This window comes from Pararhizobium sp. (assembly GCF_035497515.1).
Taxonomy (GTDB): domain Bacteria; phylum Pseudomonadota; class Alphaproteobacteria; order Rhizobiales; family Rhizobiaceae; genus Pararhizobium.
In genome coordinates, this window is sequence record NZ_DATJDJ010000180.1 from 40,173 (window position 1) to 64,446 (window position 24,274).

A 24,274-nucleotide genomic window follows, 5' to 3' on the forward strand; every position below is an offset into this window, starting at 1 on the left:
CCGTGAGGTTTCCACCAAGTTGCGACGACTGTCAAGGCGGCAAGCAATTTTCGGGCGCAGCTATTCAGAACGGAAATGTTTGGAGAGCTTCAGGCCCTGAGCCTGGTAGTTCGAGCCAAGGCCGAGGCCGTAGAGACCCTGCGGCCGCTCCATCATATGTTCATAGATCAGCCGGCCGACGATCTGGCCGTGTTCGAGGATGAATGGAACCTCGTGGCTGCGGACCTCGAGAACGGCGCGGCTGCCCTTGCCGCCGGCCGAGACATGACCGAAGCCGGGATCGAAGAAACCAGCATAATGGACACGGAATTCGCCGACCAGCGGATCGAACGGCGTCATTTCGGCGGCATAGAGCGGCGGAACATGCACGGCTTCGCGCGAGACGAGGATGTAGAATTCATCGGGATCAAGGATCAGTTCGTCGCGGCCGCGGCTGTAGAGCGGCTCCCAGAAATCGTAGATGCCATGCACGGCCTTCTTGTCGACATCGACGACTGCGGTATGATGCTTGCCGCGATAGCCGATCAGGCCATCGACGCCGGTGCCCTTGAGATCGATCGACAACGCAATCCCCGCCCCCGAGACATTCGGCGTTTCGCTGGCGACCAGCACGTCGCTTTCGTGCAGCGCCATCACCTCGGTTTCGGCGAGCAACGCATGGCCGATGCGGAAACGGATCTGCGACAGGCGCGAGCCGCGCCGGACGATGACCGGGAAGGTCCGCGGGCTGATTTCGAGATAGAGCGGACCGGTATAGCCGGCGGGGATCTTGTCGAATTCCTGCGCCCGGTCGGTGATGACGCGGGTGAAGATGTCGAGGCGGCCGGTCGAACTCTTCGGATTGGCAGAGGCCGACATGTCGGCCGGCAGGTCGAGGCTTTCCATCAGCGGCACGATGTAGACGCAGCCGGTCTCCAGCACCGATCCTTCCGACAAGTCGATGACATGCAGCTTCAGCCGATCCAGCTTGTCGGCAACCAGATGGCCGGGACCCGGCATGAAACTGGCGCGCACGCGGAAGGCTTTCGAGCCCAAGCGAAGGTCGAGGCTCGCCGGCTGGATCTGATCGACATCCAGCTTGGCTTCGCTTTTCAGCCGTCCTTCGTCAAACAGCGCCGCGATGGCGCGATCGGCTAGAATACCCGTCGCCCTGGTCATCTCATCGTCCTCTTTGCCGCGAACAGCACGTCATAACTCAAATTGTCCCTGTGACATATCTTCTCGCTCGCGGGAATTGACGCAAGCGCGGCAAATCAGTAAATACTGACTTATCCCGTGGTGATTTGGCCGGTCGGCTTGCAGCCACGTTAAACAAGTAGCTAAAAAGGCCGGGTTTGAAACCGGCTTGCTTTTTCGCGGCCGGTTTTTTTGTGTTGAAAGAGACGATAATGAGCAAAACCTGGCGCCCCGCGACACAGCTCGTTCATGGTGGCACGACCCGTTCCAATCATGGTGAAACCTCCGAAGCCATCTTCATGACGCAGGGCTTCGTCTACGACAGCTCGGAAGCCGCCGAAGCGCGCTTCAAGGGCGAGACCGACGGCTTCATCTATGCGCGTTACGGCAGCCCGACCAACGACATGTTCGAGCAGCGCATGTGCATGCTGGAGGGCGCCGAGGATGCGCGCGCCACCGCATCCGGGATGGCGGCGGTGGCGGCGGCCGTCCTCTGCCAGGTGAAAGCCGGCGATCATATCGTTGCCGCCCGCGCGCTTTTCGGCTCCTGCCGCTGGGTGGTGGAGACACTGGCCCCGAGATACGGCATCGACTTCACGCTGGTCGACGGGCGGCATCTTGAAAATTGGGAAAAGGCCGTCAAGCCGAACACCAAGGTATTCTTTCTCGAAAGCCCGACCAACCCGACGCTGGAAGTGGTCGATATCGAAGGCGTCGTGGGGATCGCCAACCAGATCGGCGCCAAGGTCATCGTCGATAACGTCTTTGCGACGCCGCTGCTGCAGAAGCCGCTGGAACTTGGCGCCCATATCGTCGTCTATTCCGCCACCAAGCATATCGACGGCCAAGGCCGCTGCCTGGGCGGAGTCATCCTCTCCGACAAGGAGTGGATCAAGGAACACCTGCAGGACTATTTCCGCCACACAGGCCCGGCACTGTCGCCGTTCAACGCCTGGACACTGCTGAAGGGCATCGAAACCTTGCCGCTCAGGGTACGCCAGCAGAGCGAGAATGCTTCCCGCGTCGCCGATTTCCTTGCAGACCAGAGCAAGGTCGCCAAGGTCATCTATCCGGGCCGCAAGGACCATCCGCAGGCCGATATCATCGCCCGGCAGATGAAGGGCGGCTCGACTCTGGTCTGCTTCGACCTGAAGGGTGGCAAGGAAGCGGCCTTCAAGCTGCAGAACGCGCTCGAGACGGTGCTGATCTCCAACAATCTTGGCGATAGCAAGAGCCTGATCACGCATCCGGCGACGACGACGCACAAGAACCTCTCCGAAGAGGCCCGCACCGAACTCGGCATCTCGCCCGGCACCGTTCGCTTCTCGGCCGGCATTGAGGACAGTGAAGACCTGATCGAGGATTTCGCCCGGGCGCTGAAGTCCGTCCAGGCCTGATCTTTCGGAACTGCCTGAAACGCCCGTGTCCTGCCGGATGCGGGCGTTTTTCTATGCCTGATTACTGTCCCTGAAACTGGCACGGGCCAGCATCAGGCGCGACAGCGTGGTGTAGAAGCAGACGAAGGCGAAGAGGACGGCGATCTCGGAAAACCACTGCGGGAAGATGCAGAACGCCAGGAACACCGCGATCGTCTCGGTCGCCTCGGCAAGGCCGGTGGTGAAATAGAGCGATTTCGCCCCACGCACGCCGGTCGACAGGCCGCGTTTCTCGGCCATGACGGCAAAGGCAAGAAAGCTCGCACCGTTGATATAGAAGGCGAGAAGCAGCAGGCCGCCGGCAGCGCCGTTCTCGTAGGGGTCCGAGAAGATGAAGGCAAAGGGAATAAGGCCGTAGAAGGCGAAGTCTAGAACGATATCGAGAAAGCCGCCGAAATCGGTCTTCCCCGTTGCCCTTGCCACGGCGCCATCCAGCCCGTCGCAGAGACGACTGGCACCGATCAGAATAAAAGCCACCACCAATTCGTCGATGATGATGGCGAAGGCTGCAGCGAGCCCGAGCAGGAAGCCGGCGATGGTGACCGTGTTTGCACCGATGCCTCGCCCCGCCAAAGCCCGCCCGCCACGATCAAGCCAAGGTTCCAGCCGCTGCCTGATATGCCCGTCGAGCATGCTGTCTCCTATCCTTACAGTTTACCCTATCCGTTATTCTTGACGAAACCATCTTGCTGTAGAATATCGCCCATAGACTTGAAAAGGGTTTGCATATGTACCGCGCGCTCACTCGCGATATCGAGGTAACGGTCGAGCCGTATTATCTGGAGGAACAGTCCGATCCGGATGACAGCCGCTATGTCTGGGGCTACCGCATCCTGATCGCCAATCTGTCCGGCAAGACGGTGCGGCTGATGACGCGCTACTGGCACATCACAGATGAAAACGGCCAGGTGGACGAAGTCAACGGGCCGGGCGTCATCGGCGAGCAACCGGTACTGAGCCCCGGCGACACGTATGAATATTCCTCAGGCTGCCCGCTCGATACGCCGTCCGGCGTGATGTTCGGTCATTATTCGATGGAAACGACGGAAGGCGAGGCCTTCAACGTCGATATCCCCGCCTTCTCGCTGGATTCCCCCGGCCAGACCCGGACGTTGAACTAGAGCGCTTCATCCAGGATAAAGCGCCCCAGCGGTCGCATGATTACTGCGGCCGGATTTCGGTTGCTTCGAACCGGTAGGTCGTCGAGCAGAACTCGCAGGTAACCGAGACCTTCCCGTCCTTCATCGAATGCTCGATGTCTTCCTGGCTGAGGCTCGCCAGCACGTCGCGCAGCTTTTCGCGTGAACAGCTGCACTTGTCGTAGACGGCTTGTGGCGGATAGACCTTGACGCCGCGTTCGTGGAACAGCCGATAGAGCAGACGCTCCGTGCCGACGGTCGGATCGGTCAGTTCGTCGGCATCGATGGTCTGGACCATGACGCTGGCTTCGCCCCAGAGATCATCGACCTCGAAATCGCCATCCGCATTCGTCGTGTCGCCGTCACCGCCGTGCAGGTCGCGCTGGCGCATGCGCTCCGGCGCGTCGGGCAGGAACTGCGCGACCATGCCGCCGGCGCGCCAGCGATGGCGCGGCTTGCCGTTTTCATCGCGGTCGAGCAGTTCGGCAACACCAAGTCGTACTCTGGTCGGGATCTGTTCCGATTGACGGAAATAGACGCCGGCGATCTCCTCCAGGCTCGCACCATCCAGCGGCACGATGCCCTGATAGCGCTGCATATGGGCGCCCTGATCGATGGTGAAGGCAAGAATGCCCTCGCCCAGCAGCTCTTGCGGCTGGGTCTGGCCGTTCTTTTCGGCGATGGCCAAGGCTTCCTCATTGTAACGGGCATAGGCGCGCACACGGTCCGGCGTCGCGAAATCCGCGACGACCAGCTCGACGGGGCCGTCGCTCTTCGTCTGGACGATCAGCTTGCCTTCGAACTTCAGCGAGGTGCCAAGCAGCACAGTCAGCACGACCGTTTCTGCGACCAGGCGGGCGACCGGCAACGGATAATTGTGGCGTTCGAGAATGGCGTCCAGCATCGGGCCGAGCTGGACAGCGCGGCCGCGCACATCAAGTCCTTCAACCTGAAACGGCACGACGTGATCGTCACCGGCAAAATCGAACTCGCCGAGACCCGGCATGGTTTCCGTCATCACTTTGCTCCTTAGCATTCGGTCACCAATGCGCCCGAGGAGCCGAGCCCCGTGGCGACGCGATGTCCGATTTGTCCATTGATCCCGTGCCGTCCCGGTTTGTCCAGAGCACATCCGGAAAAAGCAGCGGCTGTCGCTTCAGGGTCGAAGCGAACGGATGGTTGGTGTCATCAACGACGATGACCGGTCGCGTGTTCGGCGCCGGTCATCTTTCTGTTCCATAGATCGTGTGCCATGCGCCGGTTTTCAAGCGGCGCGGCCAGCCCGGTTCACAGGGCGGCTACAGGGCGCCGAGGCACCAGGCGAGCACCGCCTTCTGGGCATGGAGGCGGTTTTCGGCTTCATCGAAGACGACGGACTGCGCGCCATCGATGACCTCGTCGGTCACTTCCTCGCCACGATGGGCCGGCAGGCAGTGCATGAACAGCGCATCCTTGTCGGCCCGCTTCATCAGCGCCTCATTGACCTGGAAGGGCTGGAAGACATTGTGGCCGCGGGCGCGATGTTCCTGGTTCATGGAGACCCAGGTATCGGTGACCACGCAATGGGCACCATCCACGGCCTGTTCGGCTTCATGGTACAGCTTGATGTTGCCACCGTTGTTGCGGGCCCAGTTGAGGATCTTGTCATCCGGCTCGGAACCAAGCGGAACGGCCATGTTCATCTGGTAGCCGAAACGGGCCGAGCCTTCGATGAAGGAATGCAGCACATTGTTGCCGTCGCCGGTCCAGGCGATCGTCTTGCCTTTCACCGGACCGCTATGCTCCTCGAAGGTCATGATGTCGGCCATGATCTGGCAGGGATGCGTGGTGTCCGTCAGGCCGTTGATGACGGGGACGGTCGCGTGCTCGGCCAGTTCCAGCAGGCGGCTGTGATCGGTCGTGCGGATCATGATCGCATCGACGTAACGCGACAGGACCTTGGCGGTGTCGCCGATTGTCTCGGCGCGGCCGAGCTGCATTTCGGTGCCGGAGAGGAACAGCGTTTCGCCGCCGAGCTGGCGCATGCCGACGTCGAAAGAGACGCGAGTGCGCGTCGACGGCTTTTCGAAGATCATCGCCAGCATCTTGCCGGCAAGTGGCTTTTCCGCCGTGCCGGCCTTGGTGGCGGCCTTGCGGACGCGGGCGTCGTCGATGATGGTTCTCAGGTCATTCGACGTCATTGCGGAGAGGTCGAGAAAGTGTCTTGTATCAGCCATTCTATTCAAATCCTGTCATTATTCGAGCATGCGGGGAACGTCGTTCAGGCCGAAGCCTGTCGTCGTTCCGCCGTCAGATGCTCGGCCGCCCGCTCGATGCGGGCGAGACCCTCACGGGCCTCTTCCGCCGTCGTGGTGAGCGGGGGCAGCAGGCGAATGACGTTTTCACCCGCAGGAACGGCCAGCAGGCGTTCCGCCCGGATGGCCTTCAAAAGATCGGCAGACGGCACCTTGGCCTTGATGCCGAGCATCAGGCCATCGCCACGGATTTCCTCGATCACATCGGGGAAGCGGTCGGCAAGCGAGGCGAGACCCTGGCGGAAGACCAAGGCCACGTCGCGGACATGCGGCAGGAAATCGTCGGCCAACACGACGTCAAGGACGGCATTGCCGACAGCCATGGCGAGCGGATTGCCGCCATAGGTCGATCCATGCGTGCCGGCGACCATGCCCGCCGCCGCTTCCTCCGTCGCCAGGCAGGCACCCAGCGGGAAACCGCCGCCGATGCCCTTGGCGACCGCCATGATATCCGGGGTGATGCCCGACCATTCATGCGCGAACAGCTTGCCTGTCCGGCCGACGCCGCACTGGACCTCGTCGAAGATCAGCAGCAGGCCATATTCGTCGCAGAGCGTGCGCAGCTCCTGCAGGAACTCCTTCGGAACGGTGCGGATGCCGCCCTCGCCCTGGATCGGCTCGATCAGGATCGCAGCCGTTTCCTCGGTGATGGCGGCTTTCAGGGCCGGCATGTCGCCGAACGGAACCTGATAGAAGCCTGGAGCCTTCGGACCGAAGCCCTCGAGATACTTCGCCTGTCCACCGGCGGCGATGGTCGCCAGCGTGCGGCCGTGGAAGGCGCCTTCGAAGGTGATGATGTGGAACTTTTCCGGATGGCCCTTGGCGAAATGATAGCGCCGCGCCGTCTTGATCGCGCATTCCAGCGCCTCGGCGCCCGAATTGGTGAAAAACGCCTTGTCGGCAAAGGTCGCATCGGTCAGCCGGCGGCCGAGGCTTTCCTGGCCCGGAACCTCGTAGAGATTGGACAGGTGCCAGACCTTCTCAGCCTGCTCCTTCAGCGCCGACACCAGATGCGGATGGGCATGGCCGAGCGAATTGACCGCGACGCCGGCGGCGAAGTCCAGATAGCGGGTGCCGTCCTCGGCGATCAGCCAGACGCCTTCGCCGCGCTCGAACCGAAGCGGTGCGCGGGCATATGTGTCGTAAAGCGGCGTGGCATCGGCCATGGCGCAAGTCTCCTCAATCATCACGGCGTGATTGTCTGGGTCACGTGTTTACACCGGGCTGAGGCCAGCCCTGAAAAATCAAAATGCCGCCTTGCGGCGGCGATGGCACTATCTTCATTTCGCACCGCGATGTCAACAAAAGGCCATGGTTTGCAGCCATTCCCGCGCGCCGAACGGCCCGCGAATTTTTTTACGCCACGCTCTTGCAAAAATACCACGTATCGCAAGCAAGTTGGGGAAAACTCGAAAATCGATTCGGCGCGATTCATGGGACTCTTGTCACGGAGTCCCCCGGGCTCTACGTTAATGAACAATTACTAGAACGCATGCGGCGGACCTAGTCACCAAAAGTGTTATCGCGTTTCAACCTCGGATCATTGTCGGGGTTCGGTGGAGGATTCGACCATCACCAACGCTGTGAATGGAGACATGACCATGAATTGGACTGACGAGCGGGTCGAAAAACTCAAGAAATTGTGGTCCGAAGGTCTGAGCGCAAGCCAGATTGCCGCTCAACTCGGCGGCGTCAGCCGCAATGCCGTCATCGGCAAGGTGCACCGGCTCTGCCTGCCGGGCCGCGCCAAGGCTGGCGGCACCACGGCGACAGCACGTGCGAAGCGCCCGGCACCGGCTGCCCCACGCACTGCCAGCAACACTTTCGCCTCGCGCATGGCCGCTCCTCGCGCTGCCACGCGCACGACGGGCGCTGCCGTGATGAAGGAAGAGGTCGAGATCGACGCGATCGAGCAGCGCGAAGAAGCTCCGGCCAGCAACGTCGTCGTTCCGATGTCGCGCCGCCTGGGTCTGACGCAGCTTACCGACCGCACCTGCAAGTGGCCGATCGGCGATCCGATGAAGGAAGAGTTCCACTTCTGCGGCAATGACTCGCCCGATACATCGCCCTACTGCACGTTCCATGCGAAGCTGGCCTACCAGCCGTCCGCGGAACGCCGCAGGGCACGCTGAGACACAGCGTCACAGGTATCGAAGAAGGGGCCTGAAGGCCCCTTTTTCATTATTATGCAGTATATTTAAAGTGTTACAGGGACCTTTGCGCGTCATATTGGATACGCAGCGCTGCAATTCGCCCGATCAGCTTTCCAGCGAATAGCCGGCGCCGCGCACGGTGCGGATCACGTCCTGCATGTTGGAAAAGTTCAGCGCCTTGCGCAGGCGGCCGACATGGACATCGACGGTGCGTTCGTCGACATAGATGTCATGCCCCCAGACGCCATCCAAAAGCTGCGAACGTGAAAACACCCGGCCCGGCGAGGCCATGAAAAATTCGAGCAGGCGGAACTCGGTCGGTCCGAGGCGGACCTCACGGGCCTTGCGATGGACCCGGTGGGTTTCACGGTCGAGTTCGATATCGCCGCATTTCAAGAGGGTGGAGAGAACTTCCGGCTTGGCACGGCGCAGCATGGCCTTCACCCGCGCCATCAGTTCCGGCGTCGAGAACGGCTTGACCACATAATCGTCGGCACCGGTGGCGAGACCACGGACGCGCTCGCTTTCCTCGCCACGCGCCGTCAGCATGATGATCGGCAGGCGCTCGGTTTCGGAGCGCTGGCGCAGGCGGCGACAAAGTTCGATGCCGGATACGCCGGGCAGCATCCAGTCGAGGATCAGGAGATCGGGCAGGCGCTCCTGCAGGCGCATTTCGGCTTCGTCGCCACGGTTGATCGTATCGACTTCGAACCCTTCGGCCTCAAGGTTGTAGCGCAGGAGGACGCTCAGCGCCTCTTCATCTTCAACAACGGCAATTCTTGGCAGCATAGTCTTATGAGCTCCTTGGCACCCGGTCCACCGGGCCTGCCGAGCGGCTCCAGCGGCCGCTCGCGCATTTTATGTAAGAACTGACTTACTCATTTGTGCGTGCGATCAGTTGCCGTTCGCGCCAACGGTGTTGGCCGTGTCGTCTTTCGGACGCTCGCCGACAGGCTGTGCGCCGGTCGCCATGTAGTAGATCGTCTCGGCGATGTTGGTGGCATGGTCGCCGATGCGCTCGATGTTCTTGGCGCAGAACAGCAGATGGGTGCACGGCGTGATGTTGCGCGGATCTTCCATCATGTAGGTCAGAAGCTCGCGGAACAACGAGGTGTAGATCGCATCGATCTCGCCATCACGCTCGCGGATGCTGTTGGCCTTTTCGGGCGAACGCGAGGCATAGACGTCGAGAACTTCCTTGAGCTGGACGAGAGCAAGCTCGGCCAGATGTTCCAGGCCGCGAGCCAACTGGCGCGGCAGGGTCGAGCTGGCAACGGCGATGACGCGCTTGGCGTTGTTCTTGCCTAGGTCGCCGACACGTTCCAGGTCGGCAGCGATACGGATCGAACCCATGATTTCGCGCAGGTCGGCCGCCATCGGCTGGCGTTTGGCGATGGTGATGATGGCCTTTTCGCCGATCTGGCGCTCGGCATCATCGAGAATGGCGTCGTCGGAGATGACTTTCTGGGCGAGCGCCAGGTCGGAATTGACCAAGGCGCGCACGGATTCAGCCACCATCTGCTCGGCAAGACCGCCCATTTCGGAGATGCGGCGGGTCAGGTATTTCAGATCTTCGTCATAGACGGAAACGATGTGCGTAGACATGATTGTTTTTCCTCGCGATCACAATCCAATTGGAAACCGGAGCCTGCCGGACCCAGGCAGGCCGCAGGATGCATCCTCAGCCGAAGCGGCCCATGATATAGTCCTGGGTGCGCTGGTCATCCGGGTTTGTGAACATCTTGTCGGTGTCGTTTTCCTCAACGAGATTGCCGAGGTGGAACATGGCGGTGCGCTGCGAAACACGGGCAGCCTGCTGCATCGAGTGGGTCACGATGACGATCGTGTAGTTGGTGCGCAGTTCGTGGATCAGTTCCTCGACCTTGGCGGTCGCGATCGGGTCCAGAGCCGAGCACGGCTCGTCCATCAGGATAACTTCCGGGCTGACCGCAACGGCGCGTGCGATGCACAGGCGCTGCTGCTGGCCACCGGAGAGGCCCGTGCCGGGCTCGTGCAGGCGGTCTTTCACCTCATTCCAGAGGCCGGCCTTCTGCAGGCTGATTTCGACAATCTGGTCGAATTCGGCTTTGGTGCGCGCCAGCCCATGGATTTTCGGGCCATAGACCACGTTCTCGTAGATCGACTTCGGGAACGGGTTCGGCTTCTGGAAGACCATGCCGACACGGGCACGAAGTTCGACAACGTCGATGCTCGGGTCGTAGATATCGCCGTCATCGAGCGTAATCTTGCCGGTAACGCGGCAGTTGTCGATCGTGTCGTTCATGCGGTTCAGCGTCCGCAGGAAGGTCGACTTGCCGCAGCCGGACGGGCCGATCAGCGCTGTCACGGTGTTTTCGCGGACATCAAGGTTCACGTCGTAAAGCGCGCGCTTTTCACCGTAATAAACCGAGACATCCTTGCCGATCATCTTCAAGGGAACGGTATTCATTTTCTGGTCCAGCGCCTTTTCAACTGCTGCTTCTGACATCATGTTCATGTTCTTACCTCACTACCAGCGACGCTCAAAGCGACGCCGCAACAGGATTGCGCCCAGGTTCATGACGACGAGGAAGATCAAGAGGATCATGATCGCACCCGACGTCCGTTCGACAAATGCACGTTCGGCTTCGTTGGCCCACATGTAGATCTGCACCGGCAGGGCAGTGGAAGGCTCCATCGGCGAGCCGGGGTAATCGACCACGAAGGCGACCATGCCGATCAGGAGAAGCGGCGCGGTTTCGCCGAGCGCATGCGCGAGCCCGATGATCGTGCCGGTGAGTACACCCGGCATGGCGAGCGGCAGGACGTGGTGGAAGATGGTCTGCATCTTCGACGCACCGAGGCCAAGGGCGGCCGAGCGGATGGACGGCGGAACCGCCTTCAGCGCGGCGCGGGTGGCGATGATGATCGTCGGAAGCGTCATCAGCGTCAGCACCAGACCACCGACCACGGCAGCCGAACGGGGCATGCCGGCGAAGTTGATGAAGATCGACAGGCCGAGCAGACCGTAGACGATGGACGGAACGGCGGCGAGGTTGTTGATGTTCACCTCGATCAGGTCCGTCAGGCGGTTTTTCGGGGCGAACTCTTCCAGGTAGATCGACGCGCAGACACCGATCGGCAATGCCAGTACGAGGACGATCAGCATCATGTAGAGCGAGCCGAGAGCCGCGACGCCGATGCCGGCGGCCTCCGGACGGCTCGATGCACCGGAGGTGAACAGGCCGGTGTTGAACTGCTTGGCCAGGGCTCCGCTGTCGGACAGGGTCGCCATCCATTCGAGTTGCTGGTCCTTGACCTTGCGGTTGGCTTCAGCAACGGTCAGATCGATCTGGCCCTTGTTGGCGCTGTCGATATCGCCCTGCGCCAGAAGCGAGACGGTCGCGGTCGTGCCGATGACGGCCGGGTTCGCAACAACGATGTCACGCAACTGGGTCCGTGCGCTGGCAGAGACCATGTCGGTCGCCTGCTTGACCAGCGCGCGGTCGTTCGGATCGATGGCGAGTGCCTTGACAAGGGCATCACGCACCAGGAGCGGATAGTTCGCGGTCATCAGCTTGGCGGGATTGGCGCCACGCTCGTTCTTCGGGTCGATGATCTTTTCGGAGAACTCGATCGGCAGGGTGATCGCCGTCTGCTGAAAGGCGGTGTAGCCCTTGGAAACGACGGACCAGAGAAGCACGAACAGGAAGAACAGGCCGATCAGGATCGCGGCGCAGCCATAGGCCTGGAAACGGCGTTCGGCTGCATAGCGCTTCTTGATGCCGATATCGCGTCTTGCCTGGGCCGGGCGCTGGAACGTGGACTGTACGGAGGATGTAACGTCGGTCATTCGTACTGTTCCCGATATTTGCGCACGATATAGAGTGCATAGATGTTGAGGCAGAGCGTTATGGCGAACAGGGTGATACCGAGCGCGAAGGCCACCAGCGTCTGCGGCGAATTGAACTCGAGGTCGCCGGTCAGCTGATTGACGATCTTGACGGTAACCGTCGTCATCGCTTCGAACGGATTGAGCTGCATGCGGGCGGCGACGCCGGCGGCCAGCACCACGATCATGGTTTCCCCGACAGCACGCGAAGCGGTCAGCAGGAGCGCGCCAACAATGCCGGGAAGTGCGGCAGGCAGGATGACCCGCTTGATGGTTTCCGAGCGGGTCGCGCCAAGACCGAGCGAGCCGTCGCGCAGCGAGCGCGGCACCTGCGTGATGATGTCATCCGAGAGCGACGAGACGAACGGGATCAGCATGATGCCCATCACCAGACCGGCGGTCAGGACGCTCTGCGCCTGGATGAAGTTGACGTAATTGCCGGTCACCAGGCCATTGAGTTGGGCCGACATGTCGCGCAGGAACGGACCGACCGTTATCAGGGCGAAGAAGCCGTAAACGATGGTCGGGATGCCGGCGAGAATTTCGAGCAGCGGCTTGGCGATGCCGCGGACCTCGGGCCTGGCATATTCCGCCATGTAGATTGCGGCGAAGAGACCGATCGGCACGGCAAAAAGCATGGCGACGAAGGCGATATAGAGCGTGCCGGCGAGAAGTGGCAGCAGGCCGAATTGACCTTCCGCGCCCCCGCTGCCGGCAGCCGAGAAGCGCGGGTCCCAGACCGTGCCGAAGAAGAACGTGCTCGGAGAGACCGACTGGAAGAAGCGGATCGCTTCCGACAGCATCGAGCCGACGATGCCAACCGTGGTCAGGATTGCGATGGACGAAGCCAGAAGCAGGGCGCCCAGCATGGCGCGCTCGACGCGGTTACGTGCCCGGAAAGGCGCGCTGATGCCACGGATGGCAAAAACGGCGCCGGCAACGGCGATGACCAGCACGACGACAGTCATCGCCCAGCCGCTGGTGTCCTTCATCGAATTGTAGGTCTGCGCTGACGTGACCATGTAGGCTTCGCCGGTATTCGCCATCGGCACACCCTTGGCGGCCAGCGCGTCGCGCAGGTTGGCCGAATCGCTCGTGACGGCGGCCATCTCATCGGCGCTGAGGAGCCGCAGACCGTTGGCAACCTGCATGACCTGGCCGAGCATCAATTCGGTGGTTGCGACACCCTGGCTGCGGACACTTTCAGGCAGGGAGTCCCTGACGGCGTTTTCGACGAAGAACGGGCTGGCGATCAGCCAGAGGGCCAGAACGACGGCGGCCGGCAGAACTGCCCAGATGGCAGCATAGACGCCGTGATAACCTGGAAGGGAGTGGAGTGCGGACAGCTTGCCGTTTGAGCTCGCCATCGCCCGGGCGCGACCGGCAAAAAATGCAGCAAGGCCAACGATCAAAACGACCAGAAATATAAGTGAGATGCTCATCGATAAATCCCCCCGGCCTTGTCAATCAGTGAAAGCCGGCAAATCCGAACTCGGGAGGTACGGCACGGCAAAACTGCCGTGCCGCGTTTTCTCACAGCTTACAGCATGTTGCCGTCGGTGAACGCCTTGCGGTCAGCTTCGCGCTCTGCATCCGGAGCCGGAACCAGGCCGTAGGCGGCCAGCGGGCTGTCGGGGCCGACCATCTGGTCGTCGAGGAAGAACTCGACATATTCCTTCAGGCCCGGGATAACGCCGAGGTGGGCCTTCTTGACGTAGAAGAACAGCGGGCGCGAAACCGGATATTCGCCGGAAGCGATCGTTTCGCCCGACGGGACGATGCCGCTGACGGTTGCGACCTTCAGCTTGTCGGCGTTGTTTTCGTAGAAGGACAGGCCGAAGACGCCGATGCCGTTCTTGTTGGAAGCGATACGAGCGAGGGTTTCGGTGTAGTCGCCGTCGATGTCGATCGCCAGACCATCCTTACGGACAGCGATGCACTTCGCGGCAGCTTCCTTTTCGTCGGTGATCAGGGTCTTGATGATGTCGGCGGCGCCAGCGTCCTTGCAGCCGTGAGCGAGCATCTTCTCGTCGAAGACTTCGCGGGTGCCGTGCTTTTCGCCCGGGATATAAGCGGCGATTTCTACGTCCGGCAGGTCCTTGTTGACTTCCGACCACTTCTTGTAGGGGTTGGCAACGAGCTTGCCGTCAACGACGACTTCGGCAGCGAGCGCGAGGTAGAGGTCCTGCGGAACCAGCTTCAGGTCGGCATTGCCGGCGTCGGTCGCGAAGACGATGCCGTCATAACCGATCTTGACTTCCTGGACTTCGGTGACGCCGGCTGCCTTGCAGGTTTCCAGCTCCGAGTCCTTGATCTTGCGCGAAGCGTTGGCAACGTCGATCGTGTCCGGACCAACGCCCTTGCAGAATTCCTTCAAGCCGGCGCCGGTGCCGCCGGATTCGACGACCAGGGTCTTGAAGTCAGGAAAGGTTTCGCCAAACGTTTCGGCAACGATCTTGGCATAGGGCAGAACGGTCGAGGAACCGGCGACCTGGATCTGGTCACGGGCAACGGCCACGCCAGCAAAGGCGGCGGAAGCAACCAGAGCTGCGACGGTAAGTTTCAAAGACTTCATCAGAATTCTCCCGAAATGGGCTTGTGTGGGTGCGCTTTTGTTCAGCGCTCGCTTTCGCCGTGTCGATCGGCTGCCCTAGTTAGCGCCCGATGCCCACATCTTTTATGTCAGTTTCAAGAAACATTTGTGACAGATCAAGCCACTGATAATACTTCAATATTTTAGACGATAATTTTTTCGATGCAGGGTTTGTGTCAGAATCTCACGGTAAAGACCGTGCCCTTGCCGACCTCCGATTGCACCAGCAACCGGGCTCTATGCCGCGTCAGGATATGCTTGACGATCGCGAGACCGAGGCCTGTGCCTTTCTTGGACCGGCTGGCCTCGACATTAACCCGGTAAAAACGTTCGGTGATCCGTGGAACATGTTCGGCCGGGATGCCCGGTCCGTGATCGCGGACGGACACTTCGGCCGGCTGATCGCCGCCGCCGGACAGCACGACCTCGACCTTCTTGCCCTCCTGGCCATATTTGCAGGCATTCTCGATCAGGTTTTCGAAGACTTCGGTCAGTTCGTCGCGGTCGCCCTGCACGACGATCGGTTGTTCGGGCACGACCAGCGTCACCTCGACATCCAGATCCTCCGCCAATGGCGACAGCGTATCACGCACGTGACCGAGCAACGGGCCGAGATTGATCGCCTCATCCGGAGCGATATGGGATTTCAGCTCCAGCCGTGACAGGGACAGGAGATCATCGACGAGGCGGCTCATGCGTGTCGCCTGCTCGTGCATGATGCCGAGGAATTTCTCGTGCGCCTTGGCGTCGTTGCGCGCCGGTCCCTGCAGGGTTTCGATGAAGCCGCGCAGCGAGGCAAGCGGCGTGCGCAGTTCATGGCTGGCATTGGCGACAAAATCGGACCGCATCCGGTCGATGCGGCGTGCCTGCGATATATCGCGATAGGACAGCACATAGAGACGTCGATCGGCCGGAGACCGGATTTCGGCGGCGGCGACGCGGACGATATAGACCGCCTCGGAGGGCAGGCGTTCGGAATGTTCGATCTGGTTGGCCTTGCCGGTCGCGATCGTTTCGCGGACCATGTCAAGAATGCCGGGGGAGCGAACGCGCGCCGACAGGTCGCTATTCGGCGGAATGGTGCCAAAAGCCTTTTCCGCCGCCTGGTTCTGCAACAGCACGGTTTCATCCGCCGCCACCACGAGGATCGGTGTATCGAGCGCATTGAAGACGCTGGCCAGAAGGCCGAGATTGTCGGTCTCGATCGGCGTCGGCGCCGCCACGGGGGGCGGCGGTCGGGGGGCGGCGGAACGACTGAGCAGCGCCGCCATCCAGACCAGCCAGAACAACAGTACGGCGGCCGCATGAACGCCCAGGACGATGGCGGTGCAGGCGGCGGCGACCGACAGGCCGATATACCACTTCTCCGACCAGGCCCTGTCCACCAAGTGCTGCCAGACTGTCTTTTTCTCTTCCAAGATGCTCTCTCGTGCACGGATACAATCAGCCGCTGATATCGGAGATTCATGACATGATTTTCACGGCATGCTTGAATTCGCAATGCAATTATGGCCTGCTCCCGTGAAATCAGCATCGGTCGAGGACGCTTTCAGCAAGGAGACATCATGACGGAGACTGCAGGATACAAGCCGGTGGAACTTCTGATCAACGGCAAGCAGCGCGTTTTCGACATAGACAATCCGGAACTGCCCTCCTGGATCGACAAGGCAGCGCTGGACTCGGGAAACTACCCGTATGACAAGAAGCTTGATGGCGACCTCTATGACGACACGCTGGAAAAGCTGCAGATCGAATTGGTAAAATTGCAGTTCTGGCTGCAGGCGACGGGCAAGCGGGTGATGGCCATCTTCGAAGGCCGGGACGCGGCCGGCAAAGGCGGCGCGATCCATGAAACGCGCGCCTATATGAACCCCCGCTCCTCCCGTGTTGTGGCGCTGACCAAACCGACCGAAACCGAACGCGGCCAGTGGTATTACCAGCGTTATGTCGCGCATTTTCCGACGGCCGGCGAATTCGTGATGTTCGATCGCTCCTGGTACAATCGCGGCGGCGTCGAGCCCGTCATGGGTTTTTGCACGCCTGAACAGCAGCGGCATTTCCTCGAGCAGACACCGCGGTTTGAAAAGCTCATCACCGCCGATGGCATTTGCCTGTTCAAGTTCTGGCTGGATATCGGCCGCGCGATGCAACTGAAGCGCTTCCACGACCGGCGCCACGATCCCTTGAAAGTCTGGAAACTGTCGCCGATGGATATCGCGGCCCTGACGAAATGGGACCTCTATACCGAGGCGCGCGACCTGATGCTGAAGGAAACCCATTCCGACCATGCGCCCTGGACGGTGGTGCGTGCCAACGACAAGCGCCGGGCACGGCTGGATCTCATCCGCCACATCCTGAAAACGCTCGACTATGACGGCAAGGACAAGGGCGCGATCGGCGAGATCGACGACAAAATCCTCGGTTTCGGTTCCGATTTCGTCAAATAGGCACAAGCAGGACCGGCGACGCCGCGATCACTGTCCCGGCAGGATCCGGACGGCGTAGAGGTTGAGGCTGCTGCCGGCGCCGGTCACGTCGCTGTTGATCAGGATATGGCCGGGCGAGCTTGGGGCGAGACTGCGGTCGAACGTCACCTTGAACAGCATGTCGTTCTTTTCCTCGTTGACCGTGAAGCGATGACGGCCGCAATCGCCGAGCGAAGCGAAATCGCATTCGACGGAAAACTGGGTCTGCTTGCCGGAATCCGCCTGGACGCTGAGCGCCACCGTCGACGTCTTGCCGGAAATCTGCCCGAGCATGGCCGTCGGGATCTCGATCCGCACATTGCCATCCTGATCCGGCGAGGCCGACGTGATGCGCAGGCGTTGGCCACTTTCGTCGGTGACGGGATCGGCGGCGGCGCGGGCCTCGACCGAGACCCTGGCCATATCGGCTGGAGTGAAGACATCGACCCAGTCACCGGTGAAGCCCGACTGGGTTCCGAGCGTCTTCAGCCCTGCCCCCCCGTCAAAATCCTCGGACTGGACCGTTGATGGCGGATTGGCGACACTGGTGTCGCGCTCCGCCGCCGTTTTCAAAAGTCCGCTCGTGTCGACCCACCAGACCGCCCCCAGAAACGCCGCGCCCAATGTGGTGACGACCATGACGAAGGACAGGAAACGTCCACGCTTGCGCCGACGCGGCTTTGCCGGAGGGATAACCTTGGCGGCCTTGCCGCGCTTGCCCGTGACCTGCGGCTCTGCAGCCACAGCAGCCTCGTTCGCACGCGCGGTTGCACGGCGGTCAGGGCGCAAGCCGTCCAGCCCGCCATCGACGACGGGTTCAACCCCACCATCGAACGCAGCGGTAGACCCCTGCGGCGGCAGATGGGCACGATCGTCGAGTTCGGCCGACGGCACGCGGTTGTCGGTTTCCGGGCGCACCGGCGAGACGGTGGAAGCTTCCGCCTTCAGGGCGGTGCGCTCTTCCAGTTCGATGCCATGGATGATGGCTTCCAGCCGGTGGCGCTGCTGCGCGATGACCTCCGGATCATGGACATCCTGCTTGCGCAGGCCGGCCTCGAGCGCATTGCGGGCCGATTGATAGATGCGCGCTCGGGTTTCGGAACTCGTCCGGTCGGACCGTTCCAGCGCGTGCCTGATGGCAGTTTCCAGTCCGCTCACACTTCGTCCTTCCTACAGCGCCGCGCGTCGAACATGAAGCGCAAAGGTCGCTGTAACACTTTAAATATGCTGCATAATTCCTTAAATCGATTCCGATTTAAGGAATTATGCAGTCGTGCGGGCATTGAAGCGCCGGACCAGAGCATGCCGCATATGGCGAAAAGCCGATAGAGCGCCGTGCCACCAAAATTTCCCTTCGACGTCGCGGCAGCGCGCGTCTCGGTTTCCCGATCCATAGCAGCGGAAATCCTCTTGAGAAACCGGACCGCTTTTGGATGTGTTAACAATTGGGTAACGGTTGAAACACCGATCTGCAAGTCTCGCGTGCCAAAGTCCCGGCCTATGCAGGGGAAAACCCGGCGGTTTCAGTGCCCGCGAGTGCCTTTGGCGGCACAAATCGCCTTTGCAAAAGAGGGAGTCGCTGCTAGTCTTCTTACGTTTACGAAAACGTCAAATAATGAACCCGGGAGCGAACACTTGTCCTTGCCAGCCCTTCTCAACGGCACCACCCGGCTGCCGGTCGTTGCAGCGCCGCTTTTCATCATTTCGCATCCGGCGCTGACGCTCGCCCAGTGCAAGGCCGGCGTGGTTGGCTCTTTCCCGGCGCTCAACGCCCGCCCGGAAGCGCAGCTGGACGAGTGGCTGGCCGAGATCACAGAGGAACTGGCCGCCCATAACAGCCGCAATCCGGGAAAGCCGGCGGCGCCCTTCGCCGTCAATCAGATCGTTCATAAGTCCAACAAGCGGCTCGAGCATGATCTGATGCTCTGCGTGAAATACAAGGTGCCGATCGTCATCTCGTCGCTCGGCGCCGTGCCGGAGGTCAACGCCGCTGTTCATTCCTATGGCGGCATCGTGCTGCACGACGTCATCAACAACCGCCATGCCAATTCGGCGATCCGCAAGGGGGCCGACGGCCTGATCGCGGTCGCGACCGGCGCCGGCGGCCATGCCGGCACGCTGTCGCCGTTTGCACTTGTCCAGGAAATCCGGACCTGGTTCGACGGGCCTCTTCTCCTGTCCGGCGCGATTTCCACCGGCGGCGCCATCCTTGCGGCCCAAGCGATGGGCGCCGACATGGCCTATATCGGCTCACCCTTCATCGCGACGACCGAGGCCCGCGCCAGCGACGCCTACAAGCAGATGATCGTCGACAGCAGCGCCGGCGACATCGTCTATTCCAATTATTTCACCGGCATTCACGGCAACTACCTGAAGCCCTCGATCGCCGCCACCGGCATGGATCCGGACAACCTGCCGGAAGCGGACCCGTCCAAGATGGATTTCGAATCGGCAACCACGGGCGCCAAGGCCTGGAAGGACATCTGGGGCTGCGGCCAGGGCATCGGCGCCGTCACCGAGATCGCGCCCGTCGCAACGCTTGTCGACCGGTTGGCGGGCGAATATGCGCAGGCGCGCCAGCGGCTGGCCCTCTGAAACCACCCCACACGGATTGTCCCGCGCTTTTTTCCTGTTCTCAAAACTTGATGGCTTGAAATTCCAACAATTTGCAGGTATCAGCCCCTCACCCATCGTTCAGCAGCCACTGCGGAACGCATGCGGGCCGCTTTAGCTCAGGTGGTAGAGCACATCATTCGTAATGATGGGGTCGCAGGTTCGAGTCCTGCAAGCGGCACCAGTTTTCCTGTGACAGAGTTATGGATATTCTCTGCTCGAAGCGCAGAATGTTCTTCGGCATGACTATCCGAAGCGTTCCGCAAGAATGCCCGCAGGGGCAACAGTGCCTGTGAGCCTTCCGGTCTTCCCGGGGCCAGTCGAAGGGGCGTCGATCAAAGCGCCAATCACGATAAAACCGACCGCGGCGAGAAAGCCGAACGCGACATATGAGAGTTTCGCAAGCATCGGATGAACTCCTGTTTCGCTGCGGGCTCAAACGCGGATTTCCCACAAGAGTTCCAGGCTTTCGGCCGCGATCGATAAATTGATGCTTTCATCGCCTGATCACCATGCAACGGACGCGCGGCAACAACCGCGAACGTAGCAAAGGACCCGGCCAGATCTGGCCGGGTCCTTTGCGGGTGCGCGCAAACAGCCCTTCGCCGACGGAGGGCGGCCGTATCAGTTCACGGCGGTGAGCGTCATCGATGCGCCGCCGGCCGCAAGGTTGAGGCCGACCTGGCCGGTGACGCTGATCGTCTGCAGGTGGATCGACCCCGACGTGCCTCCGACCAGGACATTGGCGCCGATGCCCGCACCGATGGTCGCTTCGGCGCTGGCGCCCTGATAGAGGCCGCTCAGCGAACCCTGGTGATAGCCGGCGGTCGGCGCCAGCACCGCCCAGACGAGCTTGCTCCTGGTGGTGAAGCCGAGATCGACGCCCATCTTGCGGATCGCGCCCGTATAGTGATCCGTGCGTTCAGCGCCGACGGTGGAGCTAAAGGTGCAATCCACTTCCTTGGCCGAACCGAGCACGTAACCGGCACCGCCGCCGACCTCGCAGGTCAGATAACCGATCTTTACGCCGCCGCGCGCATCGGATTCTTCATAGGTCGGCGCCGGAGCACCTTCGACGGGATCGGCCGCCATCACGGCGGACGTGCCGCCTGCAAGGAGCGTGGCCGCGGTGAGCGCCATGGCAAACGTATTCTTCATGTTGTCTTCCTTCTAAAACCGTGACCGTGCATGCCTTCGGTCGAACAACCGGCACATTGACCGGCAGGGAGCGGCCGGGACCTTGCCTGTCGGCGTCCTCGACGCTCCAAGCGGGGAACGCGCAGGGAAGCAGGCCGTTCCACAGTTCAACTGCCATTGGGACATTTCAAAGGCACCCCGCCGCAAGCCAACCCGGGTCACCAATGGCTGGCCACCGGGGCGGCAAATGCGCAACAGGCGCGGCCGGGCGGAAAAACGGCCTCAAGCCCCGGACAAGCGATGCACCCTACTCTCTCCTCTGCCGGCATGAGGCCGGTCAGGAAAGGACAATGATATGTCGAACATCGTCGAATATATGCCGAGCGCCCAGGATGTGGCCATCACCCTGCTGCTACAGGGCGACAATGGCGACAAGCTCACCGACATTCTCGTCGATGCGCTCGACGAAGCCTTCCGGATTCTGCAAGAGGAAATCACGTCCTATCCGCTGAACTAGGCGTACAAGGCAACCCGCCCCTTCATTCGTCACCGCCGTGCTCGTTCTTTTTTCGGGACGGCGCGAATCATCGACCGGATTTTGCGTCGAAGGTGAAGCGGTCTCTCCTCCCGATCAAAAACTGTCGTCAATCCGCGCTATGATGCCCTATCGGTTCCGCCCGGCGACGCCGGACCGCGTCAAACATGGTTAATTTTTTAACTATTTCTGACCTATCAGCGGAACGGATTCGGCGGATGGGCCGTTGATGCGAAAAACGGGAGGGCCTTTGATGATCTTCAACCTGCTCAAGTCCAGACGTGAAGAAACGACCGACACCGGCACATTTGCCGATGGCGCCTTCGAGTTCCCCGAAATCGAGGTCAGGTCCGTTTCACGGCGCCTGCGTGGGCATGTTGCCCACCAGCGCGACTATGGCAGCGACCGGACAATCGCACCGCTGCCTGCCGGTTTCGCCTGAGGGAAATCCGGCAGCGCTTGATGTGCCGTGCGCTCAAGCGCGCGGCTTCAGCTTCATGTGACGGTTGACGTCCTTGTAGAGCAGGTAACGAAACTTGCCGGGGCCGCCAGCATAGCAGGCCTGCGGGCAGAAGGCGCGTAGCCACATATAGTCGCCGGCCTCAACTTCCACCCAATCCTGATTGAGCCGATAGACGGCCTTGCCCTCCAGAACGTAGAGCCCGTGTTCCATGACATGGGTTTCAGCGAACGGGATGATCGCGCCGGGCTCGAAGGTGACGATCGTCACATGCATGTCGTGGCGCAGGTCGTTGGGATCGACAAAGCGGGTCGTCGCCCATTTGCCTTCGGTGCCGGCCATCGGCGACGGGGCGATATCCGCTTCGTTGAGGAACAGCGGCGTCGGATGATCCAGTCCCTCGACAGCCTCGTAGGCCTTGCGGATCCAGTGGAAACGAACGGTCTCATTGCTGGTATTGCGCACCGACCATTTGCTCGCCGGCGGAATGAAGGCATAGCCGCCCGGCGTCATGCGGTGGGCCTCGCCATCCAGCGTCACCGTCAGTTCGCCCTCGACGATGAAAAGCACGCCTTCGGCACCGGCATCGAGCTCCGGCCGGTCGCTGCCGCCGCCGGGGCTGACTTCCATGATATATTGCGAGAAGGTCTCGGCGAAACCGGAGAGCGGACGCGACAGAATCCAGAGCCGCGTCTTGTCCCAGAACGGCAGAAAGCTGGTGACGATATCCATCATCACGCCCTTGGGGATGACGGCATAAGCCTCGGTGAAGACGGCGCGATCGGTCAGCAACTGCGTCTGCGGCGGGTTGCCGCCCGTCGGGGCGTAATATGTGCGGTTCATCTGCGTTCCTGAGCTTTTCGAACTGGGACTTTCGACCGGCAGGTCTTTCCGGCACGTTTGCCGGTCGGTGTTCGGAAATCATTAGCGCAACCCGGGGCGCAGATCACGTGGCAATTCCCCTCCGTTTCCGGATTCAGTTTCGTCTATTGCGGGGAAATCAAATCGGCGGCTTCGTTTCCAAGCCGGTGCCTGTTGTGTCCGCGGACGAACCCTACCGATGTTGGAACGGCGAGGCAGGTTACATGGCGGAACGGTGACCCCGTCTTCCTTATGTGATGATCCTGCCGGGAGGTGCCGGCTGGGCGGTGACTTCGCGAAGCCATTCGCGCCAGATGGAGACCAGCAGCGCCATCAACACCGGACCGACGAAGAGACCGAGGAAACCCATGGTCTTCACGCCACCGACCAGACCAAAGAAAGTCGGCAGGAAAGGCAGCTTGATCGGGCCACCGACCAACCGCGGCCGCAGGGTCTTGTCGACGATGAACAGCTCGATCGTGCCCCAGGCGAACAGCGCCATACCGGCAAAGACCGACCCGCTGGCGAGCAGATAGACTGACACGAGCGTGAAGCAGAGCGGCGCGCCGCCGGGAACGAGCGCCATGATGCCGGTGATGATGCCGAGCGTGACCGGCGATGGCACGCCGGCCATCCAGTAGGCGATGCCGAGCACGATGCCCTCGCCGATGGCGATGACGCCCATGCCGGTGACGGTCGAGCTGATGGTGAGCGGCACAATGCGGGAGACGCGCTCCCAGCGCATCGGCAGGATGCGTTCGCCAAGCTTGTCGAGTTGCGCCACCAGCTTCTCGCCGTCACGATAGACGAAGAACAGGGTGATGAGCATGAACAGCAGCGTCAGGAAGGACTGAAAGGCAGAGGCGCCGACGACGAGCACGCCGCGGTAGATACTGCCGATATTGGAGCCGCTGACGAGCTGGACGAGTTCACCGAGCGCGCCGGGATGGCCGACATATTTCGCCCATTGCTCGCCGAACCAGACGCCAACCCCGGGAATCTGCGCCAGCCAGGCGGGGACGACAGCACCGGAAGCGTTCGTCTCGATGATCCAGACCACCCAGCTGCGGAGTTCGTCGACCGCATAGACGGCGGCAAGCGAGATCGGCGCGACAATGAAGGAAATGACGGCAACGATGGCGATCGTGGCGCCGAGCATGCGATTGCCGCCGATGACGACGAGCAGCCGCCGATAAATCGGCCAGCTGGCAAAACCGATGACAAGCGCCGCGAGCACCGGAACGAGAAAACCGTGGAAGAAATAGACGCCGGCGAGAAGGACGAAGACGAGCAGCCAGCGCGCAGCGGCAATAGGTCCGACGAGTGCGGAACGCTCATAGGCAGGCCGGCCAAACAGCCGCGGCTCCTTTGGCGCTTCCTCCCGTTCGCGATTGCTCAATTGCAAAAACATCTCCTTCCGCGGCCGCAGGATGGCAGCAAAAGCCGCCCCGCACCAGCGTGTTTCCATTTATTGCCGCCCTTTGGCGAAACATGCGCCTACGTAAGTATGATCGCATGGTCAACACAAGAGGATGACAACC

25 protein-coding genes, 1 tRNA gene and 1 riboswitch are annotated in these 24,274 nt (G+C 61.3%); of the genes, 8 read left to right on the forward strand and 18 right to left on the reverse strand.

Annotated features, from left to right (window positions below; all coding sequences use genetic code 11):
• Positions 1–60: 60 nt before the first annotated feature.
• Positions 61–1,158, reverse strand: a complete 1,098-nt coding sequence (locus tag VL202_RS19155) for a 2'-deoxycytidine 5'-triphosphate deaminase (protein ID WP_325465668.1) — start codon at positions 1,156–1,158, stop codon at positions 61–63.
• A 107-nt stretch (positions 1,159–1,265) separates the two neighbouring features.
• A riboswitch (SAM riboswitch) is annotated at positions 1,266–1,344 on the forward strand.
• Between the two features lie 44 nt (positions 1,345–1,388).
• On the opposite strand from VL202_RS19155, the gene VL202_RS19160 reads away from it, so the two are divergent.
• The gene (locus tag VL202_RS19160) at positions 1,389–2,573 is read left to right on the forward strand and encodes an O-succinylhomoserine sulfhydrylase (RefSeq protein ID WP_325465669.1); all 1,185 of its coding nucleotides are present in this window, start codon (positions 1,389–1,391) and stop codon (positions 2,571–2,573) included.
• 51 nt (positions 2,574–2,624) lie between these two features.
• Here the strand turns inward: VL202_RS19160 and VL202_RS19165 are convergent, their stop codons facing one another.
• Positions 2,625–3,245, reverse strand: coding sequence for a CDP-alcohol phosphatidyltransferase family protein (locus VL202_RS19165; protein ID WP_325465670.1), 621 nt, complete (start codon positions 3,243–3,245; stop codon positions 2,625–2,627).
• 95 nt (positions 3,246–3,340) lie between these two features.
• On the opposite strand from VL202_RS19165, the gene apaG reads away from it, so the two are divergent.
• A complete protein-coding gene (gene apaG, locus VL202_RS19170; RefSeq protein WP_325465671.1) occupies positions 3,341–3,733 on the forward strand; it encodes a Co2+/Mg2+ efflux protein ApaG in 393 nt (130 codons plus the stop codon).
• Between the two features lie 40 nt (positions 3,734–3,773).
• On the opposite strand, the gene VL202_RS19175 is transcribed toward apaG, so the two are convergent.
• The 4 genes from VL202_RS19175 to VL202_RS19190 all read right to left on the reverse strand — a co-directional run bounded on the left by VL202_RS19175 (position 3,774) and on the right by VL202_RS19190 (position 7,480).
• On the reverse strand, positions 3,774–4,769 hold the full coding sequence (locus tag VL202_RS19175) for an Hsp33 family molecular chaperone (RefSeq protein WP_325465672.1): 996 nt from the start codon (positions 4,767–4,769) through the stop codon (positions 3,774–3,776).
• Between the two features lie 280 nt (positions 4,770–5,049).
• Positions 5,050–5,967, reverse strand: a complete 918-nt coding sequence (gene argF / locus VL202_RS19180; RefSeq protein WP_325465673.1) for an ornithine carbamoyltransferase — start codon at positions 5,965–5,967, stop codon at positions 5,050–5,052.
• 44 nt (positions 5,968–6,011) lie between these two features.
• Positions 6,012–7,211 carry an aspartate aminotransferase family protein gene (locus VL202_RS19185; RefSeq protein WP_325465674.1) on the reverse strand — a complete coding sequence of 400 codons (1,200 nt, stop codon included), beginning with the start codon at positions 7,209–7,211 and terminating at the stop codon, positions 6,012–6,014.
• Positions 7,212–7,231: 20 nt separating this feature from the next.
• The gene (locus VL202_RS19190; protein WP_325465675.1) at positions 7,232–7,480 is read right to left on the reverse strand and encodes a hypothetical protein; all 249 of its coding nucleotides are present in this window, start codon (positions 7,478–7,480) and stop codon (positions 7,232–7,234) included.
• Positions 7,481–7,646: 166 nt separating this feature from the next.
• Between VL202_RS19190 and VL202_RS19195 the strand changes: the two genes are divergently transcribed.
• Positions 7,647–8,177 (forward strand): GcrA family cell cycle regulator, encoded by a 531-nt coding sequence (locus tag VL202_RS19195; RefSeq protein ID WP_325465676.1) that lies wholly within the window; start codon positions 7,647–7,649, stop codon positions 8,175–8,177.
• A 126-nt stretch (positions 8,178–8,303) separates the two neighbouring features.
• Here the strand turns inward: VL202_RS19195 and phoB are convergent, their stop codons facing one another.
• The 7 genes from phoB to phoR all read right to left on the reverse strand — a co-directional run bounded on the left by phoB (position 8,304) and on the right by phoR (position 16,080).
• Entirely contained in the window at positions 8,304–8,987 is a 684-nt protein-coding gene (phoB, locus tag VL202_RS19200) for a phosphate regulon transcriptional regulator PhoB (protein WP_325465677.1), read from the reverse strand.
• Between the two features lie 105 nt (positions 8,988–9,092).
• Complete coding sequence (phoU, locus tag VL202_RS19205) at positions 9,093–9,803, reverse strand: phosphate signaling complex protein PhoU (protein ID WP_414692901.1); 711 nt, start codon at positions 9,801–9,803, stop codon at positions 9,093–9,095.
• A 76-nt stretch (positions 9,804–9,879) separates the two neighbouring features.
• A complete protein-coding gene (pstB, locus tag VL202_RS19210) occupies positions 9,880–10,695 on the reverse strand; it encodes a phosphate ABC transporter ATP-binding protein PstB (protein ID WP_325465678.1) in 816 nt (271 codons plus the stop codon).
• Between the two features lie 12 nt (positions 10,696–10,707).
• A complete protein-coding gene (pstA, locus tag VL202_RS19215; RefSeq protein WP_325465679.1) occupies positions 10,708–12,030 on the reverse strand; it encodes a phosphate ABC transporter permease PstA in 1,323 nt (440 codons plus the stop codon).
• The gene (pstC, locus tag VL202_RS19220) at positions 12,027–13,511 is read right to left on the reverse strand and encodes a phosphate ABC transporter permease subunit PstC (RefSeq protein WP_325465680.1); all 1,485 of its coding nucleotides are present in this window, start codon (positions 13,509–13,511) and stop codon (positions 12,027–12,029) included. Before pstC ends, pstA begins: the two co-directional genes overlap by 4 nt.
• A 98-nt stretch (positions 13,512–13,609) precedes the next feature.
• Positions 13,610–14,644, reverse strand: a complete 1,035-nt coding sequence (locus VL202_RS19225; RefSeq protein WP_325465681.1) for a substrate-binding domain-containing protein — start codon at positions 14,642–14,644, stop codon at positions 13,610–13,612.
• A gap of 194 nt (positions 14,645–14,838) precedes the next feature.
• The gene (gene phoR / locus VL202_RS19230) at positions 14,839–16,080 is read right to left on the reverse strand and encodes a phosphate regulon sensor histidine kinase PhoR (protein ID WP_414692902.1); all 1,242 of its coding nucleotides are present in this window, start codon (positions 16,078–16,080) and stop codon (positions 14,839–14,841) included.
• Positions 16,081–16,227: 147 nt separating this feature from the next.
• Between phoR and ppk2 the strand changes: the two genes are divergently transcribed.
• Positions 16,228–17,109, forward strand: a complete 882-nt coding sequence (ppk2, locus tag VL202_RS19235; RefSeq protein ID WP_325465682.1) for a polyphosphate kinase 2 — start codon at positions 16,228–16,230, stop codon at positions 17,107–17,109.
• A 27-nt stretch (positions 17,110–17,136) separates the two neighbouring features.
• Here ppk2 and VL202_RS19240 read toward each other — a convergent pair whose 3' ends face one another.
• Entirely contained in the window at positions 17,137–18,285 is a 1,149-nt protein-coding gene (locus tag VL202_RS19240) for a biotin transporter BioY (RefSeq protein WP_325465683.1), read from the reverse strand.
• 477 nt (positions 18,286–18,762) lie between these two features.
• Here VL202_RS19240 and VL202_RS19245 point away from each other — a divergent pair, with 477 nt between their 5' ends.
• Positions 18,763–19,722: a nitronate monooxygenase family protein gene (locus tag VL202_RS19245; protein ID WP_325465684.1), complete on the forward strand. Its 960-nt coding sequence runs from the start codon at positions 18,763–18,765 to the stop codon at positions 19,720–19,722.
• A gap of 126 nt (positions 19,723–19,848) precedes the next feature.
• Positions 19,849–19,924, forward strand: a tRNA-Thr gene (locus VL202_RS19250).
• Positions 19,925–19,986: 62 nt separating this feature from the next.
• Here VL202_RS19250 and VL202_RS19255 read toward each other — a convergent pair.
• Together VL202_RS19255 and VL202_RS19260 are read right to left on the reverse strand one after the other, a co-directional pair.
• Positions 19,987–20,148 (reverse strand): hypothetical protein, encoded by a 162-nt coding sequence (locus tag VL202_RS19255; protein WP_325465685.1) that lies wholly within the window; start codon positions 20,146–20,148, stop codon positions 19,987–19,989.
• 216 nt (positions 20,149–20,364) lie between these two features.
• A complete protein-coding gene (locus tag VL202_RS19260) occupies positions 20,365–20,898 on the reverse strand; it encodes a DUF992 domain-containing protein (RefSeq protein ID WP_325465686.1) in 534 nt (177 codons plus the stop codon).
• Between the two features lie 334 nt (positions 20,899–21,232).
• On the opposite strand from VL202_RS19260, the gene VL202_RS19265 reads away from it, so the two are divergent.
• Both VL202_RS19265 and VL202_RS19270 read left to right on the forward strand, forming a co-directional pair.
• Positions 21,233–21,394, forward strand: a complete 162-nt coding sequence (locus tag VL202_RS19265) for a hypothetical protein (protein WP_325465687.1) — start codon at positions 21,233–21,235, stop codon at positions 21,392–21,394.
• 271 nt (positions 21,395–21,665) lie between these two features.
• The gene (locus VL202_RS19270) at positions 21,666–21,854 is read left to right on the forward strand and encodes a hypothetical protein (RefSeq protein ID WP_325465688.1); all 189 of its coding nucleotides are present in this window, start codon (positions 21,666–21,668) and stop codon (positions 21,852–21,854) included.
• A gap of 33 nt (positions 21,855–21,887) precedes the next feature.
• Here the strand turns inward: VL202_RS19270 and VL202_RS19275 are convergent, their stop codons facing one another.
• Together VL202_RS19275 and VL202_RS19280 are read right to left on the reverse strand one after the other, a co-directional pair.
• Positions 21,888–22,715, reverse strand: a complete 828-nt coding sequence (locus VL202_RS19275) for a bifunctional allantoicase/(S)-ureidoglycine aminohydrolase (protein WP_325465689.1) — start codon at positions 22,713–22,715, stop codon at positions 21,888–21,890.
• A 268-nt stretch (positions 22,716–22,983) separates the two neighbouring features.
• Positions 22,984–24,138, reverse strand: coding sequence for an AI-2E family transporter (locus VL202_RS19280; RefSeq protein WP_325465690.1), 1,155 nt, complete (start codon positions 24,136–24,138; stop codon positions 22,984–22,986).
• Positions 24,139–24,274: the final 136 nt, after the last annotated feature.

Bases quoted from the DNA above. Each gene is read 5' to 3' on its own strand.
- VL202_RS19155 (WP_325465668.1), bottom strand. From the start codon at position 1,158: ATGACCAGGGCGACGGGTATTCTAGCCGATCGCGCCATCGCGGCGCTG.
- VL202_RS19160 (WP_325465669.1), top strand. From the start codon at position 1,389: ATGAGCAAAACCTGGCGCCCCGCGACACAGCTCGTTCATGGTGGCACG.
- VL202_RS19165 (WP_325465670.1), bottom strand. From the start codon at position 3,245: ATGCTCGACGGGCATATCAGGCAGCGGCTGGAACCTTGGCTTGATCGT.
- apaG (WP_325465671.1), top strand. From the start codon at position 3,341: ATGTACCGCGCGCTCACTCGCGATATCGAGGTAACGGTCGAGCCGTAT.
- VL202_RS19175 (WP_325465672.1), bottom strand. From the start codon at position 4,769: ATGACGGAAACCATGCCGGGTCTCGGCGAGTTCGATTTTGCCGGTGAC.
- argF (WP_325465673.1), bottom strand. From the start codon at position 5,967: ATGGCTGATACAAGACACTTTCTCGACCTCTCCGCAATGACGTCGAAT.
- VL202_RS19185 (WP_325465674.1), bottom strand. From the start codon at position 7,211: ATGGCCGATGCCACGCCGCTTTACGACACATATGCCCGCGCACCGCTT.
- VL202_RS19190 (WP_325465675.1), bottom strand. From the start codon at position 7,480: ATGAATCGCGCCGAATCGATTTTCGAGTTTTCCCCAACTTGCTTGCGA.
- VL202_RS19195 (WP_325465676.1), top strand. From the start codon at position 7,647: ATGAATTGGACTGACGAGCGGGTCGAAAAACTCAAGAAATTGTGGTCC.
- phoB (WP_325465677.1), bottom strand. From the start codon at position 8,987: ATGCTGCCAAGAATTGCCGTTGTTGAAGATGAAGAGGCGCTGAGCGTC.
- phoU (WP_414692901.1), bottom strand. From the start codon at position 9,803: ATGTCTACGCACATCGTTTCCGTCTATGACGAAGATCTGAAATACCTG.
- pstB (WP_325465678.1), bottom strand. From the start codon at position 10,695: ATGAACATGATGTCAGAAGCAGCAGTTGAAAAGGCGCTGGACCAGAAA.
- pstA (WP_325465679.1), bottom strand. From the start codon at position 12,030: ATGACCGACGTTACATCCTCCGTACAGTCCACGTTCCAGCGCCCGGCC.
- pstC (WP_325465680.1), bottom strand. From the start codon at position 13,511: ATGAGCATCTCACTTATATTTCTGGTCGTTTTGATCGTTGGCCTTGCT.
- VL202_RS19225 (WP_325465681.1), bottom strand. From the start codon at position 14,644: ATGAAGTCTTTGAAACTTACCGTCGCAGCTCTGGTTGCTTCCGCCGCC.
- ppk2 (WP_325465682.1), top strand. From the start codon at position 16,228: ATGACGGAGACTGCAGGATACAAGCCGGTGGAACTTCTGATCAACGGC.
- VL202_RS19255 (WP_325465685.1), bottom strand. From the start codon at position 20,148: ATGCTTGCGAAACTCTCATATGTCGCGTTCGGCTTTCTCGCCGCGGTC.
- VL202_RS19260 (WP_325465686.1), bottom strand. From the start codon at position 20,898: ATGAAGAATACGTTTGCCATGGCGCTCACCGCGGCCACGCTCCTTGCA.
- VL202_RS19265 (WP_325465687.1), top strand. From the start codon at position 21,233: ATGTCGAACATCGTCGAATATATGCCGAGCGCCCAGGATGTGGCCATC.
- VL202_RS19270 (WP_325465688.1), top strand. From the start codon at position 21,666: ATGATCTTCAACCTGCTCAAGTCCAGACGTGAAGAAACGACCGACACC.
- VL202_RS19275 (WP_325465689.1), bottom strand. From the start codon at position 22,715: ATGAACCGCACATATTACGCCCCGACGGGCGGCAACCCGCCGCAGACG.